Annotated in this window: 15 protein-coding genes; 4 read left to right on the forward strand and 11 right to left on the reverse strand. The window is 42.2% G+C overall.

From position 1 onward, the window contains the following. Positions 1–1,275: 1,275 nt before the first annotated feature. From V7K60_RS33225 to leuS, 3 genes are all read right to left on the reverse strand, one after another. A complete protein-coding gene (locus V7K60_RS33225; protein WP_334932246.1) occupies positions 1,276–1,530 on the reverse strand; it encodes a DUF5615 family PIN-like protein in 255 nt (84 codons plus the stop codon). Between the two features lie 3 nt (positions 1,531–1,533). After that, positions 1,534–1,860, reverse strand: coding sequence for a DUF433 domain-containing protein (locus V7K60_RS33230; protein WP_334932248.1), 327 nt, complete (start codon positions 1,858–1,860; stop codon positions 1,534–1,536). Between the two features lie 174 nt (positions 1,861–2,034). After that, on the reverse strand, positions 2,035–4,656 hold the full coding sequence (gene leuS / locus V7K60_RS33235) for a leucine--tRNA ligase (RefSeq protein WP_334932250.1): 2,622 nt from the start codon (positions 4,654–4,656) through the stop codon (positions 2,035–2,037). 192 nt (positions 4,657–4,848) lie between these two features. On the opposite strand from leuS, the gene V7K60_RS33240 reads away from it, so the two are divergent. Then, positions 4,849–5,304 (forward strand): gamma-glutamylcyclotransferase family protein, encoded by a 456-nt coding sequence (locus V7K60_RS33240; RefSeq protein ID WP_334932252.1) that lies wholly within the window; start codon positions 4,849–4,851, stop codon positions 5,302–5,304. A 16-nt stretch (positions 5,305–5,320) separates the two neighbouring features. On the opposite strand, the gene V7K60_RS33245 is transcribed toward V7K60_RS33240, so the two are convergent. The 3 genes from V7K60_RS33245 to V7K60_RS33255 all read right to left on the reverse strand — a co-directional run bounded on the left by V7K60_RS33245 (position 5,321) and on the right by V7K60_RS33255 (position 7,267). Then, the gene (locus V7K60_RS33245) at positions 5,321–5,935 is read right to left on the reverse strand and encodes an anti-sigma factor family protein (RefSeq protein WP_334932254.1); all 615 of its coding nucleotides are present in this window, start codon (positions 5,933–5,935) and stop codon (positions 5,321–5,323) included. A gap of 157 nt (positions 5,936–6,092) precedes the next feature. Continuing rightward, on the reverse strand, positions 6,093–6,749 hold the full coding sequence (locus V7K60_RS33250) for a sigma-70 family RNA polymerase sigma factor (RefSeq protein ID WP_094352725.1): 657 nt from the start codon (positions 6,747–6,749) through the stop codon (positions 6,093–6,095). Positions 6,750–7,114: 365 nt separating this feature from the next. Beyond that, positions 7,115–7,267 carry a hypothetical protein gene (locus V7K60_RS33255; RefSeq protein ID WP_292783309.1) on the reverse strand — a complete coding sequence of 51 codons (153 nt, stop codon included), beginning with the start codon at positions 7,265–7,267 and terminating at the stop codon, positions 7,115–7,117. Positions 7,268–7,546: 279 nt separating this feature from the next. On the opposite strand from V7K60_RS33255, the gene V7K60_RS33260 reads away from it, so the two are divergent. Further along, a complete protein-coding gene (locus V7K60_RS33260) occupies positions 7,547–8,500 on the forward strand; it encodes a L,D-transpeptidase (protein ID WP_442944508.1) in 954 nt (317 codons plus the stop codon). A gap of 83 nt (positions 8,501–8,583) precedes the next feature. Here V7K60_RS33260 and V7K60_RS33265 read toward each other — a convergent pair whose 3' ends face one another. The 5 genes from V7K60_RS33265 to V7K60_RS33285 all read right to left on the reverse strand — a co-directional run bounded on the left by V7K60_RS33265 (position 8,584) and on the right by V7K60_RS33285 (position 13,956). Continuing rightward, entirely contained in the window at positions 8,584–9,123 is a 540-nt protein-coding gene (locus V7K60_RS33265) for a late competence development ComFB family protein (RefSeq protein WP_190909652.1), read from the reverse strand. A gap of 122 nt (positions 9,124–9,245) precedes the next feature. Then, positions 9,246–10,181, reverse strand: coding sequence for a M23 family metallopeptidase (locus tag V7K60_RS33270; RefSeq protein WP_334932258.1), 936 nt, complete (start codon positions 10,179–10,181; stop codon positions 9,246–9,248). Between the two features lie 522 nt (positions 10,182–10,703). Then, entirely contained in the window at positions 10,704–11,402 is a 699-nt protein-coding gene (locus tag V7K60_RS33275) for a DevA family ABC transporter ATP-binding protein (protein WP_334932259.1), read from the reverse strand. Between the two features lie 88 nt (positions 11,403–11,490). Further along, positions 11,491–12,663 carry an ABC transporter permease DevC gene (gene devC / locus V7K60_RS33280; protein ID WP_334932260.1) on the reverse strand — a complete coding sequence of 391 codons (1,173 nt, stop codon included), beginning with the start codon at positions 12,661–12,663 and terminating at the stop codon, positions 11,491–11,493. Between the two features lie 96 nt (positions 12,664–12,759). Next, entirely contained in the window at positions 12,760–13,956 is a 1,197-nt protein-coding gene (locus V7K60_RS33285) for an ABC exporter membrane fusion protein (RefSeq protein WP_334932268.1), read from the reverse strand. Positions 13,957–14,712: 756 nt separating this feature from the next. Here V7K60_RS33285 and V7K60_RS33290 point away from each other — a divergent pair. Beyond that, on the forward strand, positions 14,713–16,512 hold the full coding sequence (locus tag V7K60_RS33290; RefSeq protein WP_334932262.1) for a hypothetical protein: 1,800 nt from the start codon (positions 14,713–14,715) through the stop codon (positions 16,510–16,512). Then, positions 16,503–18,332, forward strand: a complete 1,830-nt coding sequence (locus tag V7K60_RS33295) for a HEAT repeat domain-containing protein (RefSeq protein ID WP_334932264.1) — start codon at positions 16,503–16,505, stop codon at positions 18,330–18,332. The genes V7K60_RS33290 and V7K60_RS33295 overlap by 10 nt, the downstream gene beginning before the upstream one ends. Positions 18,333–18,370: the final 38 nt, after the last annotated feature.

Consider the following 18,370-nt stretch of genomic DNA (forward strand, 5'->3'; position numbering starts at 1 on the left):
AAAGTCAAAATTGTGGGAAGTTGGTTAAGTCTGATAGTAAATCCTAGATATTCATCTACAAATTCCACTCAGATCGTCACCAGCCTTGTTGTATATTTTCCAAATTCATAGGAAAAGTATCGTGGGAGTTAATGATCGGTCAGCTTGACCTTTGCAATTTATACCAGACTCCAACTCAGATCAAACCTTTGTTCTAGGCAATCTTACCACACACCTAGACGCCAGGTTAAGGTGTCTGTTCGTAGGCGAACGGCTATTTTAGCCAAGGATGAAACATCTATGTAGATGAAGCATAGGTACAATAAATTCTTAAATCTACCCATAATCCACCTCAGTTGTTTTTATAGAAAAACGCAAAATCGTTTTGAATATCGCGGTAATTGTCGGTGAAAAAGTTGTGTTTTGCTTCCACGAAAGAAGTAACCCCCTACACTATACGGAAGACTTGGATGTCACCGTTTGCTAAGAGATAGAAGATACCCAACCCAAGCTTTTCAATCTATTTGGGTCAAAGATTTGTTCTTGGGTTGCCATTCTCTAAAAAATACCTTCATCTATGATTTATTTGAGTCAAAATCGCTTCGATACCAATATCCAAGCCTTTTCTGGCTTATTTAATAGCAACTAATTTGACGCAGAAATTGAGATATCTATGCTACTAATTGCTGCACTTTTTGATACTGCACTTAGTGCTAAGCGATGCTGACGGCGGGCGCTCATAAACTATAAGTTTTTATACTATACTTACAAAATTGCTACAATCGTGCTTAGTCTTCTTAGTTACTATTCACGGTGAGTCGTTTTTAACTAGTGTTCAGTTCATAAACTGTCACTCACTAGATCCCCGGTCTTCTTGCAAAAGAGATATTCTTAGTTAGTGCAAGGAGTGATACCATTTCACCACATGTTTGTCACAAGTTATCCTCGTAATACTCCCTCCTTAGGGAGTGTTGCAGATTTCAAATGTTGCATCAAACGAGTGAGTTGGTATAAGCTTTTACGGAAAAGCGCTTGAGTGAGCAAAACTCTCAAGCGCTTTTTTGTGTATAAATAAAACAGTCCAACTCTCTGGACGATCAGATAGATGTTTTTAAATACACATACATCAGAAAAGTAAACTATTGGTAAAAGAGTTGTTGCAACATATACTTGACGACTTTAGCATTTGCGCGTTCTATTAAAACCTTTTTAAGTGACCGGACGTACCACACGAATTAGTTTTCCTTGCAACGGTTCTTCTGCTGCCACAGCCTCATTTATCCGTGCTGAAAATTGTTACCAATTACGATTGTTCGTGCAAACAATAATACCGAAGTGGTTAGAATCACGACGATGCAAACGGATAAAATCAACTCTGTTGATAGTTAATATTGAGCGTTCTTGACTTATGGCAAATGCTAGGACTTCCTCATCAAGTATACCTTGGTCTGCATTTTCTGCTTCTTGAACTGTCAAAACATCATGTCCCAAAGCCCGTAAGAATTCCACAATTGGAAATAGAAACTGCTCATCTGCATAAAATCGTGCCATCGATTAGGCAACCTCATTACGCTCAATTGCCAATTCGATTTCATCGGGATGAGCTTCTGCATATACCCAAGCATTAGCTAAATCTGTAGCTGTAATGGTTGGATAGCTTGTCAAAAGGTCAGCATTACTATATCCAAGATGAGGAGCTTCCACAAGTACCCAAACGGGAATACGAGTTTTAGCGATGCGAGCCTCTCCACCATAGACTCTAGGAATTTTTTCAATTCCTTGCCAATTGTTACCAAGACTTTGAGCAAGTAAATGTATAGCCTGCAATTTTTCATCGGAACTGAGAGTAAGAAGTTGTTGTTCTAACTCTTTGAGTGTCACAGATGTAAATCCTCTGATGTTTTGTCAGGCTACATTTACAATTTTATCGATTCTAAGTACAACATTTCATTAATTCGTAGCGAATTATCTGCGCCCCTACCCTGCAAAAAGGCGAAGCACATCTGCGTTTAAATTTAAACCCTCAATTCGCTACAATTTTATGCAAAGCTGTACTTAGGTAACTACAAAATTCACCAACTTTCCAGGCACTACAATTACCTTTTTAATCTCTTTACCTTCGATGTAACGCTGGGCAATTTCTGATTCACGGGCATATTTCTCCAACGCGGCTTTATCTGCTTGTGCTGGTACTTGAATCGAGCCGCGAGTTTTACCCATAACTTGAATCACTAAAGTGATTTCATCAGCTACCAAAGCAGCCGGGTCAAATGATGGCCAAGTTTGAGTGTGAACTGAATCACTTTCACCCAATAAATGCCACAATTCATCAGCAATATGTGGTGCAAATGGTGCTAGTAAAACCACCAAAGTCTGAATACCTTCTGCGTAAATTGATGAACTTTTGCCGTCAGCATCAGTTAAGGCATTACTCAATTTCATCAATTCTGAAATAGCTGTGTTGAATTGATATTCGTTTTCTACGTCTTCTGTCACCGCTTGAATAGCCGTATGAATTGCCCGCCGCAACTCCTTTTCTGCTTTAGTTAAATCAGAGAGTTGAGCTTTTTTACGGGATACCCCAACCGCAATATAATCTGTCACTAAACGCCAAACCCGATTTAAAAAGCGGAATTGTCCTTCCACATCGGCTTCATCCCATTCCAAATCTTTTTCTGGCGGCGCTTTGAACAAGATAAACATCCGCGCTGTATCTACACCGTATTTGGAAATTACATCTTCTGGCGCTACACCGTTGCCCTTTGATTTAGACATGGTGGCATAGAGACGTTGCAACGGTTCACCTGTCTGGGGGTCACGCGGATTGGCTGAATTTACCAGATTAGAAGGAATCCATTTATCTTTACCACCCTTATTAGGATTTAGGTAAGTTAAACCCTGCACCATACCTTGAGTTAACAAGCGTTGGAAAGGTTCATCAAAATTTAACAAGCCTCTGTCCCGCAGAACCTTAGTAAAGAACCGCGAATACAACAAATGTAAAATCGCGTGTTCAATCCCACCCACATACTGATCGACTGGCATCCAGTCATTGATTTTACCAGAATCGAAAACCTGTTGTTCATTCTTAGCGTCAGGGAAGCGCAAAAAATACCACGAGGAATCAATAAAAGTATCCATCGTGTCAGTTTCACGCTTTGCCGGAGTGCCACAAGTCGGACAAGGTACATTTACCCAGCTTGACAACTGAGTCAAAGGTGAACCGCCACGTCCAGTAAATTCCACTTCTTCCGGTAACTGTACGGGTAAATCTTTGGCAGGTACAGGAACTATCCCACAGTTGGGACAGTGAATTACAGGTATCGGTGCGCCCCAGTAACGCTGCCGCGAAATCAACCAATCCCGCAAGCGATATTGCACCCGCACTTTACCAAAACCTTGTTGTTCGGCGTATTGAATTATTGCTTGTTTAGCATCTGTAGAAGTCATACCAGTAAAAGCCCCAGAATTAATTAAAATTCCTGGTTCAGTGTATGCCTGGTTGTATTCAATTTGAATGAGTTGTGTGACTTCATCAATCTCTGATGTTGGCGTTAAGTCAAAACCTTCAACATCATCTGGGGAAACGATGACAAAATCAACTGGCAAATCGTAATTTTTGGCAAATTTAAAATCCCGGATATCGTGTGCTGGTACACCCATAACTGCTCCAGTACCATACTCATACAGTACATAGTCAGCAATCCAAATCGGCACTTCTTCCCCTGTAAATGGGTTAATTGCCTTACCACCTGTGGGGATACCCCGCTTCGGTTTATCTTCAGAGGTACGTTCCAACTCACTTTGATGGGAGACTTCTTTAATAAAGGCTTCTACCGCCGCTTGTTGTTCTTTTGTAGTGACACGCTTTGTTAAGGGATGTTCTGGTGCTAACACTAGGTAGCTGACACCATAAACTGTATCTGGGCGTGTGGTGTACACTCCGATTTTTTCATCTATCCTAATGATGGGAAATTCTAAGTAAGCGCCTGTAGATTTGCCAATCCAGTTTGCCTGCATCGATTTGACGCGTTCCGGCCAACCTGTCAATTTATGCAAGTCATTGAGCAACTCTTCGGCATAGTCGGTAATCTTGAAAAACCACTGGCGTAACAATTTGCGCTCAACTATTGCCCCACTCCGCCAAGAACGTCCTTCGTTATCAACTTGCTCATTTGCTAGTACAGTTTGATCAATCGGGTCCCAGTTTACAGCTGCTTCTTTTTGATAAGCTAACCCTGCTTGCAAAAACTGCAAGAAAATCCATTGTGTCCACTTGTAATAATCTGGTGAACAGGTAGCAAGTTCGCATTCCCAATCAATGGATAAACCAAGACGCTGCAATTGTTGCCGCATCTGAGCCATATTCTGATAAGTCCACTTTGCTGGTGCTACACCACGGTCAATGGCAGCGTTTTCTGCTGGCAAGCCAAAGGCATCCCAACCCATTGGGTGTATTACCCGATACCCTTGCATTCGCTTGAGGCGGGCAATCACATCGGTAATTGTATAATTACGGACGTGACCCATGTGTAGGCTACCTGATGGATAAGGGAACATGGAAAGAGCGTAGAATTTTGGCTTGTTGCTAACTGTCGGTGTCTTATCTAAGCCAAGTTCTACCCATGTTTTTTGCCATTTTTCCTCAATTGCTGCTGGGTTGTATCGGGAATCCACCAAAAATTCTCCTACTGGGTCTAAGTCTATTTACTATGTCAACCACCTATGTCAACATAGCAGGTTAATCTAAATATTGTAGGTCAACTACTCATAGATTTATATATATATCAATGCGGTTGAGGAGTAGCCTGATTATGCTCAAACTGCGACCCTTTCAGATATCGCAAGAGTTATTTGATGAAGGTTTAAATGGTTGAATCAAATATAAAGTTTTCTGATTTGGTGAGGGTTTTTGTCTACGGCACGCTCAAACCAGGTGAAGCTAACTATAAAAGATACTGTAGTGGCAAAGTAGTTGATGTCAAAATAGCTCTTGTACAAGGCAAATTATTTGCTCTGCCAATGGGCTACCCAGCGATGACGCTAGGGGATAGCCAAGTTTACAGATATTTACTCTCTTTTTCCAATCCAAAGATTTTAAATGAGCTAGATGTGCTGGAAGATTACCAGCCCAATAGACAAACACCAGAAAACCTCTATAATCGACAAATTATCGAGGTTTATGAGCCACAGTCGCTCTCTCTGGGTTGGGCTTGGGTTTATTTAATGACTTTAAAGAAAATTGATCAATTAGGAGGCTTCCTCCAACCTGGGGGCTGGTGGAGCGGCTGTGGTTTAACCCCAAAGTACAGTTATGATCTGTAAACTGTTAACTTTGCGATTAGTTTATGTCCTGTTTCGGGTCATGTCGTTGCGGCTGTACCTGATAAATTGAATTTTCTGGAGAGGCTACTGCTGCTTTCGGAATTTCAATTACCGGGTTATTTAGTCCCACCATCAGCGGTGAAGGGGGAACTATAGACGCTGAGGACGTTTGTATAGGTTCTCTTTGTGGTCGTTGTGCCAGTTGCGGCACCATCGAACCACCACCTACTAAGCTAGATAGTGCACCGATCGCGCAAGCGGCAACGGCCGCAGCTCCCACCATCCAGTTTAAACGGGAGCGGCGGCGCAAACGTGTCAAAACTTGTTGAACTGTTTCTTCTGGCGACTGTTGGGCTGCTGGCACTGGGAGCGTCCGCAAGCCTTGGCGCAGCTTTAACAATCGGGCATACAAACATTGAACTGAGGCATCATTTGCCAGCCATTCTTCTACTTGCTTGCGTTCGGTGGCTGTGACTTCACCATCGAGATAAGCACTCAATAACTCGAAGCGATCGCGCTTCACCATATCCATAAGACCCGTTGATTCATTGGTATGCTTGGCCATTCCATCTGACAAATCTTGAGGAAGTTGCAAAGGAGAACGGTCATAAAACTGAGAATCAGTAGTCATCTTAACATTATTACCAATTCATACACGGGTAAAGTGGGCGGGAATTTCCGGAAAATTAGGCAATTTTCCTCTTTAAGGCAGAAACAATCTACGTCTTTCTGGTAATTTTTAATCTATGCTTAAATTCTCCCATTGGGCAGAGGCAAGATACTGTAAATTAGGAGTCTAGATAATTCTGCAAGTGGGCTTGCAACCTCGATCTAGCTCTGGCTATTCTTGACTTTACAGTTCCTAGAGAAACTCCAGTGATTTCGGCAATTTCTTCATAAGCCATGCCTTCGATTTCTCTGAGGACAATGGTAGTACGAAAAACTTCTGGTAAATCCGCGATCGCTTCCCGCAATTGCTCGTAAAATTCTCTAGTTGTCAGTTCTTCCTCCGGACCTGGGGTATCGCCAGCTATTTCCCAATCCATCTCGCCGTCCTCTAAGGAACGGGGAGCATCCAGTGACAAAGGACTCATAACCCGCTTGCGTTTCCGTAACTCGTCGTAAAACAAGTTCGTGGCAATGCGGCTTAACCAGCCCCGAAATTTAGCAGGCTCTTGTAATCGGTTAATATTCCGATACACTCGAATCCAAACTTCTTGAGCCAAATCGGCTCTGTCAGGCCAATCTGGAGCCAGGTGGTATAGAACTCGATCGACCTGACTTTGATAGCGGCGTAATAGTTCCGCAAAAGCAGCACGGTCTGGTCGCAGTCCGGCTTGACAGCGCAAAATTAAATCGTGGTTAGGGAGTTTGTCAACTTGCACTGATGCTTCTGGATACTTTGCATCAACCGTTGACCAGGATACAGTAATCGATTGACTCATAGATCGTACTGGCTCTAAATCATCCCTATCTATTAGACCTGCTAATGAGACAGAAGTTCCATGCTCAGGTGACGGATTTATGACTGGAACACTGAAGCATACAATTTTGGATACATTTATAGCAATAAGCAGAGCCACTTTTCCTTATACTGCTCCCATAGTCGCCTAAGACCCATCAACGAACAAAGGCGCGACACGATGCACATTTTAGTACTTTTAGCAACTGGGTATATACGCTTGATCAAAATAATTAAATTTGGCTATAAGAATGAAGATAAAATTTTGTAATTCTAACTTCTTGATACCTTTAAAATTCGGGTAATAATTTCTGGAAGTTAGGTTGCTATGGTTGCTAAAATGGTGATTTAATTTTTTGATTTCGTTACCAGAATAGTTGCTGATTGTTCTGGTTGTGGCCCGAAGGCAGCACTAGAGTTATGTTGCTCTGGTACGCGAACTTGAAAAAATAAATTAAGGGAAAATGTAATTGTTACCGCTAGCAATAGTTTTTCAAACATGGTTTTTCATCCACCTACACCATTAATGATTGATTGCTACATTTCAAGAGTTCCACCAAAAAGTCCTAGGAGAGGCTTACGATCCTCAGAACTTTTGAGGAATGAAGTTGCTCACTTGGAATTTTGCCGCTGGGACAATTTGCATAGTCTTAGTTTGCCCAGAGGTGTTGGCAGATTTACAGCAGAAATGATAAGTATTGATAAATTTTTGATAATCGGATGATGAACTCATCCAATTGCTCGGCTGGATATGTCAGGGATAAACAATAGGCGATGGCAATGGTAAGAAACGAATCTGTAGGGCGTATGGTAATGCTGCTTTGTTTTGGCACAGCATTTTTATCCTTAGCTGTCCATTGGCGCATTAGTACGGCGGAACGGCAGTATGAGAAGTCTGCATCTACTTTGATGCGGCGAGATTCTACCCGAACCAATCTTAAGGGAAGCCGGCCAGAGGGAGTCTACAAGAATCTTTCCCAAGTGAGTTTGGGGGAAATTGCGCTGGGTGGATCTGTGCCACTTGATGAAGTTACCCAAGGCTCGACTGCCCAGAGGACGTTTACACCAAAGTCCTCTACTATTAAACCTAAAACTAAATCAAAAATAATTAAGAAGAATCTAGCTAAAACAACTACTCGTAGGGCTTCTCTCAAGCCTTCTACGATTAAGCCTCAAACTAAGCCCCAAATTATTAAGAATAATGTAGCTAAAGCAAGCGACCTACCAACCCAAACGCGGCTGGTGGCGCAAGTAGAAAGACAAAATCCAGTTGCGGATAGTTGGCCAAAAGGTCTGTGGTCTAAGGCTTCAGCCCAACAAATACCATCTAGTAGGCTGGCCAATGTCAAGACGCAAGTGGTGGTTGATTTAAGCGATCGCCGTACTTATGTGTACGCAGGAGATGAGGTGATAGCTAGCTACCCGATTGCTGTCGGCAAGAAAGGTTGGGAAACGCCTACAGGTTCTTTCCAGGTGATCCACATGCGACACTATCCAATCTGGCGTCACCCGATTACTGGCAAAGTATTTGAGGCTGGTACGGATAGTCCCTTGGGAGATAGATGGATTGGTTTTTGGTCAGATGGACGGAATGAAATTGGCTTTCATGGCACGCCGGATATTGACCTGGTAGGAACGGCTGTATCCCACGGCTGCTTAAGAATGCGTAATTCTGATGTCCGATTGTTATATGAGCAAGTGAGTTTAGGGACAACAGTGTTAGTACGTGATTAATTAGTTAAGAGTCATTAGTCCTTCGTCCTTTGTGCTTTGTCTAAAACAAATGACCAATGACTAATGATTAATGACTCTTAAAATTATAATTTTTGCTCAAAGTTAGGTGCGTATGTTTGGAGTAAAGCACTAACTTGGCGTACAACCTCATTACCAGTATTTTTACCCAAGGCTTGACGTTCTGGGAAGAAATTGGGTCGATCGAGGTAACGGTTAATCGCCTCACTTATTTGTTGAGAAATTAAGTCTTGCAGTTGTGCCTGAGCTGTTTGGCGCTGGAAGTTAGCACCCTCTTCTGTAGTAGCATACAAAGGTGGTAGACGGTTGAGAGCGTAAGCGGCAATATCCCCGACATCTAAAGAACTTTCGCTGGTAGCTTCAATTTCTGCGACTCGTGCGATCGCTTCTGTCAGCACCAATTCTTCCATAACGTTAATGAATTGTTTGCGAGGTACCGCCACTACCTCACCAGTCAATAGCGCACCCATTAGCCGATCCAACGCCATATACTCTTCAATTGAGAGTTCCGAGGCGTTATCACAGATTCTACCGACTTCTGCTTCCATTGCTGGTGTCAAATAACCATCCTGGAGAGCTTGTTCTACAATTTTTTCGATACTCATAACGCTTATCATCATTTATGTTGGCCAAGCAAGGTAGGGACGGTATCAATCCAATTGTATTTTGCCTAATTCTCAGCAAAAAATACACAAATTATGCAAAGACACGATCAATTTTGCCTCTACTAGTTAACGACCTTAGTTCGCCAAGGTGTTGGATCAACAGATTGTCCGTTGACATACAGACCCCAATGTAAATGTGGCCCCGTGGCTGCACCTGTTGAACCTACTGCACCAATTAGTTGACCAGCTTTTACAAAATCACCTTCTTTAACGTTAATACGACTCAAGTGCATGAAAATGCTGGTTACTCCTTGACCGTGGTCAATGCCAACTACGTTACCGTGTATCCGAAACCCTTGGGATACCCTACCTACCAAAGCAACTCGCCCAGCGGCTGGGGCAATTACCGGTGAACCGGCAGCACCAGCGTAGTCAAGACCACGATGATAGTAGTCTTTTGCAAATGTACCATTATAGTAGCGACGTACACCATAGTTTGTACTCATCCGCCCTGCATTTGGCTTCAGAAATACTCCATTCCAATACTTTTCTGGTGTTTGTAGCGCCTTAAAAGCTGCCACACGCTTCAGTTCATACTCTGTGGCATCCACTCCGGCTTTGCTAGGTGGCAAAGTAATGCGTTGTACGGGGAATTTGCGATTAAGCACATTCACTGCCAAGTTTTTAACTTGACCATCCCCTGCAACCCGAAGTGTTCTAGTTCCAGCTTTTTCTAATGGAGTTGTGGGAACAAATGCCCGATACTGATTGGGTGCAATTTCAAAGGCTGGATATGTATTCTTACCACTAGCTACTGTTGGATTTGGACGATTCTCTGGATTATCTAAATTAATCTCCACCGAGAGTGTATCCCCTAATTTAGGATTAGTTGGAATCACCTTTACTTGCAAAGCATCTACAGGCAATGCCAAGGCGATCGGGAGAACAGCAAATATTCCCTTTAACACATTTATTGCACGGCAATTGGCTGTCAAAGTTTTGGCATCAAAACCGAGCAACTTTTTGTTTGAACTACTAGCACTATTCTCAATAATCATAGAACTACAGAAAAATCCCTTGCTTGTATTGGAAAATAGATTAGCTTATTATCGCTAGTGTTTCCTGTTTGAAGCCAATGTTGTTGACAACCATAAATTTTTGGAAATTCTCCAGGTACTTATGGATTGCAAGGGCAAATCATTTTATCTGTAATTTTAGGAAATTGGTCTTAACTCTAATAACCAAGGTGTATGACATTGACAATGAGCATAAAATTTAACTGTGATTGCATAAATAATACTTGAAGCAAATCTTGGAATCAACTGGACACTTTTTCGACTGGACACTAATATCACATTGTTAGGTTAAAATCGGTATGGGGAAATTACTTAAACTAGGTAAGTAAGTCAGTAAGGATATATTAAACTATAGGACTAGTAGTAAATATTTTAAAATTTGTTGATAATAGGGCTTTAGTTGGCAAAAAACTATGATATTAAGGCAGAAAGGTGAATCTGCCACGCCACACTTCAGATTTACTTTATAAATCAACTCTGAATGAGGGAATATGCTAATTAACTTTAGGCTGATAGTATTACTTTTGACTTGAGTTTGCCATCTTCCATCTGAACTATGCGATCGGCAATGTCTAGGATGCGGATGTCATGAGTAACCATCAAAATGGTACAGCCTTGTTCTTTTGCTAGTTTTTGCATGAGATTGACTACATCTCGTCCTGATTGACTGTCAAGGGCAGCGGTGGGTTCATCTGCGAGGATTATTTGAGGATAACTGACTAAAGCACGAGCGATCGCTACTCTTTGTTTTTGTCCTCCAGACAGTTTATCAGGGTAATAATGCAAATGATTTCCTAATCCTACTTGCTCTAACATTTGGGCTGACCTAGCTCGCATTTTTTTTAACTCAAGATGTTTGTGCAATTCTAAAGCCATTTTGACGTTTTGGAGTACCGTTAAACTACCATGCAAGTTATGTCCTTGGAAAATATAACCGTTATGGCGTCGTGCTTGCACTAGTTCTTCAGCACTAGCACCACAAAGTTCTTGTCCCAACACCTGCAAACTACCAGATTGGGCAGAACGCAACCCACCCACTAAGGTCAACAAGGTAGTCTTTCCAGAACCAGAGGGCCCACTCATGATAATAATTTCACCAGCGTTGATCTCTAAGTTGATATTACATAAAACTTGCTTGCGGAGTGAGCCGTGACCAAAGTGGTGGTCGAGATTCTGGATGGAGATGACGAGTTTGTTAGTCATAAGTAGGTCGATTACTCGTGATGACTGTCATTTGTGCTTAGTCATTAGTTTTTTGTAGTAACAAATGACTAATGACAAAAGACTAGTTTCAGAACATATCAGCGGGATCGGTGGCTTGGAGTTTGCGGGTGGCGATCGCACCGGAAATTGTACACATAATGATGGTCAGTACTAACACCTGCAATGCCCGAATCGCAGTCATGTACATGGGCAAATTTGTAGCACTACGAGTCAGTTGATAAAGCGCTAAGGAAACTCCCAATCCGGGGAAGAAGCCCAGCGCTGCTAATATCAACGATTCTTCAAGCACCACACCTAGCAGGTAGTAATTGCGATATCCCATTGCTTTAAAGGTGGCGTATTCTCGGACGTGGGCATTAACATCGTTAGAGAGGACTTGATAGACAATTATCACGCCCACCACAAACCCCATCGATACACCCAGGCTGAAAATAAACCCAATTGGGGAATTTGTTCTCCAGAAGTTATTTTCAAATTCAATAAATTCGGCGTGAGTTAATACTCTGACATCATCTTGGAGGTAGGCTTTGAGCATTGCTGCTACTTTTTTCGGTTCATAGCCTGGTTTTAGAAGAATCAAACCTAAACTGACACTGCTGGATTGTCGCCCAGAAAATAGCCGCAAAAAATTTTGATCGCTGGTAATTAGGTTGCCATCAAAGCCAAAGGAAGCCCCGACTTGGAATAAGCCACTAATGGTAATTGTGCGCCGTTCTATTTCGGCAGTCAGGGTTTTACGTTGGTCAATTTGAGCGATCGCTTTTTGATAATCTCCTCTTGCACCACGATCAAACAAGACGGTATCCGGCATTTTGATCGCTTGCAATTGCTGGTTAACATCTGGTAAGTCAAAGGCTGGCTTGTCTGGGTTAAAGCCGATAACTAACACCCCTGCCTCACGGTGTGTTTGGGGATTCTTCCAGATTGTGTTGTTAAAATACATTGGTTCCGCCGACTTCACCCCTGGTATATCCATTGCTTGGTAAAGTCGCCGACGAGAAAATGTAGACAAGCTTGGCAAGTTACGGGCTTGGGGACTGGTTAAAACAATGTCTGCTTGCAAACTGCGATGTAGTCTGGTGTTACTGTCATACAGCGCAGTTTGAAAGCCTAGCTGCATGAACATGAGAAGATCCGCAAAGGCAATGCCTGATAATGCCACTAAAAGACGGCTTTTTTCATGATTCAGTTGCAGCCATCCTAGAGGTGTTCGCCGTTGCAGTTGTTTGAACAATCCCATAATTAGTTACTGGGGGCGGGGGAGCAGAGAGCAGGGAGCAGAGAGCAGAGAGCAGGGGGAAAATTTCTTTCCTCTGCACCCTGCCCCATGCCCTTTTCACAATTCAATTACTGCCTTAACTTGCATATTGGTTAAGGTGGCAGCTTTTTGGCTGGAAGCTTCATCTAGTCGGATGTGGACTTCTACTACTCTGTTGTCGATATTGCTGACAGGATCTGTGTTAATGACATTCTGTCGTCGCACTTGCAAGCCTTTGCGATCTACGATTCCCTGCAATTCAATCAGGAGGTTATCACCAAAGATTCGCACTTGCTGCCGTGAATGCACTTTGCTGATATCGCTTTCATAGACTTCGGCGATGACATACATCTGGCTGGTTTGTCCAATATCTGCAATGCCATCATTTGATATTAATTCCCCAGGATGGGTATGGATCTCAAATACCTGTCCATTTTGGGGCGATCGCACTACAGCCTGTTCAAGATTGACTTTTGCCAGATTCATGGCTGCTACGGCACGATTGACTTCTGCTTGAGCAGATTCTACATCCACTCCGCGCACTTCAGCGATTTCATCGAGTGTTGCTGTGGCTTGTTTAACTTGTTGCTGACTAGTTGATTGGGTACGATTTAACTGTGCCTGGGCTTCTTGCAAGCTTTTTTGGGCGGTTTCCAAGTTTAAACGCTTACTATCCCGTTGGGAAGCGGAAATTGCGCCTTGTTGATATAGTTGCTGATAGCGTTCGTCTTCTGCTTGGGCGTTACGCACTTCGGCTTGAAATCGCTCAATTGTCGCTGCTTGGGCATTAATATCACCTTGGCGTTGGGCTTCTAGGCGGGCGATCACAGCTTTTTGGGCGGCAATTTCACCGCGTTTAGCACCTGCTTGGGTACGGTTTAGGTTTGCCTGAGCTACTTTCACTTGTTCTTGCGCCTCTTTGAATGCTGCTTGAAGACGATCGCGGCTGTTCAAAATTGCGATCGCTTGTCCTGCTTTTACCCTATCCCCTTCGTTCACCAACAACTTTTCTACCCGACTTCCTTCTGCAGACACCGCAGCAGAGAGTTTAATGACCTTTCCCTGTGGTTCGAGTCGCCCTAAAGCTGTTACCGTTTTTAACTGTGGCAATTGTGTTGCTGGTACTTGTATCTCTGAGTTTGCATAATTTTGCCAGCGTTTTACTATATAAAAACTTATTCCACCAACCAATAAAGATATAGTTATACCTATAGCAACGGATGGACGCAGAATAGACTTAGGGAACATTCTGTACCCTAGCTTTGAGTTTCGCACCATAGATTACCTCTTAACTAGTGGCGCAGAAAAAAGAACAGATTAAGCTTTTATCCTTACTTGTTTGTTAATTCCTACTTCTTGAGTCAGTTATTGTTGATTTATCACTTCCAAGTCCATAAAATAATTTGGAAATTGTTGAAATTCTACTTAGATAAAGTGACTTAGCTGGTTAGAATAACAACGAATATCTCTACCGAATTAGAGGTTTATATTTTTAGCAAACTACTTTTGTTTGATGAAAGTACTCAGGTATAGTAAACGGTTTTAAAATTACGGGTTGTAACAGTGCCAACAATCATAATCAAATTAAGTAAATAACCAAAAATATTTGGTGTGATTACGAACGGTGGAAATTTATATCAAATTTTGATGATTATAGCGTTTACCAATCATATTAGGTACATCATATTCCCTTCCTCGCCTACGGGGTGGGGTTCTCGTCTCGTATGAGGTATAAGAACCCTTATAATCCCATTCAAAGGTTAAAAGGAAACGTTAACTAAACCGCATTGAGACACCTGTAGCTTGCAATTCTCACAAATCAAATAGGATTGCTGTATTAAGTCTGTTTGCTATTGGGAATGATAAAGATATGGATACAAAACTTTCACAATAGTTTTGACGTATCCCTTTTATAGTATAAATGTACTGTTATTGAGTTGTATAGCTATGCAGCCTCTTGAGCCAGTTAGCAGATCGGATTTGCAAAGATTTTTGTCAGCACCAGAGGAGTTATTGCAATAGTCAGTAGCGTTGCAATTAGCCATTGCCAGTTTCCACCATACACCGAATAGTCTCCTAGAGATTCTAGTTAATAGTCCTGATGCACAGGTAGCAGAAGCAGCAAGCTTACACGTAAATTTGGCAGGAGAAATAACAGACGACTGGCAGCAAGTAGTTGATGAAATCCTGGAACAGCGTCAGCTAGGGCAAAACGACCGATTGGCGGTAGAACTCCTCAAAATCGGGCCTGTCCCTCCTTGCTTTTTCAGCAAATGGGTTCCCTCTGAGCGACTAATTCAAGGATTGCGAAATCCCCAAATGCCGTTGTGTTACCGATTGCAATTACTACAACGACTGTCACAGGAACCAACTTTAGAACCAAGGTTACAGGTAGCAGAGTCGCCAGAAACGCCGTCAGCAGTATTGGAGCAGTTAGCGGGTGATTTAGAATTACCAGTCCGGTTGGCGGTGAAATTTAATCCCAGTTGTTCACCACCATTAATTGAACTCGTGGAAGGACAGTATGCCGTTGCATCTGACTGGAATACCGATAGCGAACAATTAGGGATGTTGGGGCAGAGTTGTTGGGCGTGGATCAGGTTGGCTGTGGCGCAAAATCCCTCAGCGACAGCAGAGACGCTGATGCAGTTGGCTGGAGATGCGGTGTACAAAATTCAGTTAGCGGTAGGGAAGAATCCAGAAACACGCGCAGATGTGTTGGCTGTGTTAGCAGAACATCAAGATAAAGCGATACAAGCGGCTGTAGCGGAACATGGGAATGCAACGGAAGAAATATTGCATCAACTGTTCCCAACTCAACAGCAACTTTTGAAAAAACGGAAAAATTTCCCAGCTAGTATTTTAGAGAGGTTTTTTAACGAACTAACAACAAACCAGCCAATTTGGAAAAATAAGGAACTTCGTTATTTTTTATTAAAACAACCAAATACACCAACAAGGTTTTTGGCTGAGTTAGCAAATATTGATTTAGAAGCATTAAGAGCGGAAAAACTAGAACAAGAAAGAAAAGCCGGATCAACGCCAGGAATATCTGAAAAATGGGTTGAAGATGAGATTAGATTTCTCACAGATATTACCGAACATCCGCAAGTTTCAGTAGAAATTTTAGAACAATTGGCACAGTATCCCAATTCTAATGTCAAGCTTGCTGTTGCCCAAAATTCTCAAACTCCTGAACAACTGAAACTGCGTCTTTTATCAGAGTTGATACTTTATGGTGAGGAGGATATAAAAGCCAAGATTGCAAAAGATCCCGAAACACCAGTGTATGTTTTAGAGGCGATAGGACAAAATGAGTCTTATCGAACCAAGCTTTTACGTGAAATTCGACAAGTTTTAGCCTCTGAGTATGCTGTTAATGCTAACTCGTTCAATTCCCTTGCTGATAAATTCGTGTCTGACTTAAAGCACGAGATTTTGTATCCAGCAGGTATATCTGTGGATGTTGAACGTTGGATAGAAATTATTCAGAGTTCAGATGTACTGGAGGTAATGAGAAGAAATTTAGCATCTGATGAGACAAACTCTGAATTAAATCTATTAATGACTAGATTGATCCCCCAATGGGGTGAATTACTTCCTGGGTTAACAGAAGACTTACTTAAACAGGTAGTCATGAATATCCAAAGTGTTTTAGGAGTAATTAACAGTCATATTAAAACTACTTCAAGTCAGCGTTCTGTAGCCGTGGCACTAGTAGGTAATCCCAATACTCCACTAGCTTTGCGAGAGGAATTAAAAAACCAGCTAATTCTTCCTCTGATAGAAAAGGGCGTTACCAGAATGATTATGATGTACGTATGGCTCTAGCTTATAATCCACAGGTTCCAGAAGCCGAACGCAACGAGTATCTTCAACAGATTTTCGAGATAAAGGGTGAGCAAAAAATCTTGGAAGAATTAGCTAAAAATCCCAGTACACCAACTCATTTGTTACAAAAACTGGCACAGTCATCAGACAACATTATTCGCCATTATATTGCAAAAAATCCCTCAACTTCTGTAGAAATTTTGATTCAGCTTACCGAAGATCCCGATCAACAAGTAAGGGAGTGTGCATTAAAAAATCCTAATGTCCCTTATTTAGAAGCACATCGCCAAATGCAGTTAGGAATTTATCAGTTTCTGCTGGCTCAAACTGAGGCAGAGGAAACTGCAAACGATCACCAATTAATGGCACGGCGTCCCGATAGTTCTTATGCTTTAGCGCAGGTTGTGCAAAAGGGAGATCAAAAAGCTAAATTGACCGCAGCATGTAGCAATAAAACTCCGATTAAAGTCTTGGAACAACTGGCAAAAGATGCAGATGAAACTGTGCGTCAAGTTGTTTTACAAAACGCCAATTTACCACTCCAAATTTTACTCGAATTGGCGCGAGATAAAAGCTTGAACGTGCGTTCGTGGCTTCTATACAAATCATCTCATAACAAAACACTAACACCTATTCAACTATTAGAAATATTGGCGCAAGATGAATCTGAGCAAGTCAGAGCCAAAGTTGCAGAACATCCCGATTCATCTGTTGAAATTTTGACGCGGTTAGCCAACGATACCAGCCGTGAAGTCAAAATGAAACTGACTGCTAACCCCAATACTCCAGTCACAATTCTGACTCGTTTGGGCTTAGAAGAAAATCTCGTAAATCAACGTAACCCTAATACCCCAGGAATTGTACTTGCTCAGACGGTTAAAAGCATGAGTAGCAAAAATCTGGCTGATTTTATTAAACATCCTGTCAAAGGTTCACAAATGCCTGTGGAAACTTTGTCACAGTTAGCAAGTCACACCGATAGTTCAGTGCGTTATCGAGTCGCATCTCACCCTAATACACCAGCCACCGTTTTAAGACAGTTAGCTAGAGACTCTTATGTAGCTACCGTGCGTGCTGTCGCCAGTAATGCTAATACATTTCCTGAAACTTTAGAAGTGCTAGCTAGTCACCCAGATTTTACAACTCGTTTGGAAGTTGTTCGCAATCCCAACACACCGCCTCGCGCACTTGCTGAAATTGTTCTGAGTACCCAGAATTCAGGAAAGACGCCAAATCAAACAGTGGATATGCTCAAAAGTGCATTTCCAGGCGATCATAATGATGTACTGCGTTCAATAGCTGGTAATCCTCGCACACCTATAGAAGCATTGGAAATTTTAGCAAGAAGAGAATTTATTGGTGCAACACCTGATCCTCAGTCGTTTATTCCACCCACAACCGATGATAGTATAGTGCGATCGCTTGTATACAACCCCAGCTTAATACCACAACTACTGAGCATTCTTGTCCAAGATTCTTGTGTAGAAGTGCGCGTTGGTTTAGTTCGACATCCCAATTTGACGGAGGCGTTGTGGTTACAGTTAGCAGAAGATGCGGAAATATCAGTGCGTGAAGCTGTTGCTGCTACAATCAATTCACCTGTAAGTGTTTTGGAATTACTGGCGCGAGATGAACAAGTAGAGGTGCGAACCAAAGTAGCGACTAACCGCAATACACCAATTACTGTTTTACAACTCCTTGCAGGTGACGAAAACTCCAGTGTACGCACTGCTGCGGCTAGCAATTCTAACCTACCTGAAATAATCCCTCTTTTGTTACTACGGGGAGAGTATAATCAGGAAGAAAAACTGAAACAGTAAGTAACTCTGATGGTTACGCAGCGCTCTTAAGCAGTAAA

Source organism: Nostoc sp., assembly GCF_036917555.1.
GTDB lineage: Bacteria > Cyanobacteriota > Cyanobacteriia > Cyanobacteriales > Nostocaceae > Nostoc.

Excerpts from the sequence above, each read along its gene's own strand:
- V7K60_RS33225 (WP_334932246.1), bottom strand. The coding sequence starts at position 1,530 with ATGGCACGATTTTATGCAGATGAGCAGTTTCTATTTCCAATTGTGGAA.
- V7K60_RS33240 (WP_334932252.1), top strand. The coding sequence starts at position 4,849 with ATGGTTGAATCAAATATAAAGTTTTCTGATTTGGTGAGGGTTTTTGTC.
- V7K60_RS33245 (WP_334932254.1), bottom strand. The coding sequence starts at position 5,935 with ATGACTACTGATTCTCAGTTTTATGACCGTTCTCCTTTGCAACTTCCT.
- V7K60_RS33250 (WP_094352725.1), bottom strand. The coding sequence starts at position 6,749 with ATGAGTCAATCGATTACTGTATCCTGGTCAACGGTTGATGCAAAGTAT.
- V7K60_RS33255 (WP_292783309.1), bottom strand. The coding sequence starts at position 7,267 with ATGTTTGAAAAACTATTGCTAGCGGTAACAATTACATTTTCCCTTAAT.
- V7K60_RS33260 (WP_442944508.1), top strand. The coding sequence starts at position 7,547 with ATGGTAAGAAACGAATCTGTAGGGCGTATGGTAATGCTGCTTTGTTTT.
- V7K60_RS33265 (WP_190909652.1), bottom strand. The coding sequence starts at position 9,123 with ATGAGTATCGAAAAAATTGTAGAACAAGCTCTCCAGGATGGTTATTTG.
- V7K60_RS33270 (WP_334932258.1), bottom strand. The coding sequence starts at position 10,181 with ATGATTATTGAGAATAGTGCTAGTAGTTCAAACAAAAAGTTGCTCGGT.
- V7K60_RS33275 (WP_334932259.1), bottom strand. The coding sequence starts at position 11,402 with ATGACTAACAAACTCGTCATCTCCATCCAGAATCTCGACCACCACTTT.
- devC (WP_334932260.1), bottom strand. The coding sequence starts at position 12,663 with ATGGGATTGTTCAAACAACTGCAACGGCGAACACCTCTAGGATGGCTG.
- V7K60_RS33295 (WP_334932264.1), top strand. The coding sequence starts at position 16,503 with ATGGCTCTAGCTTATAATCCACAGGTTCCAGAAGCCGAACGCAACGAG.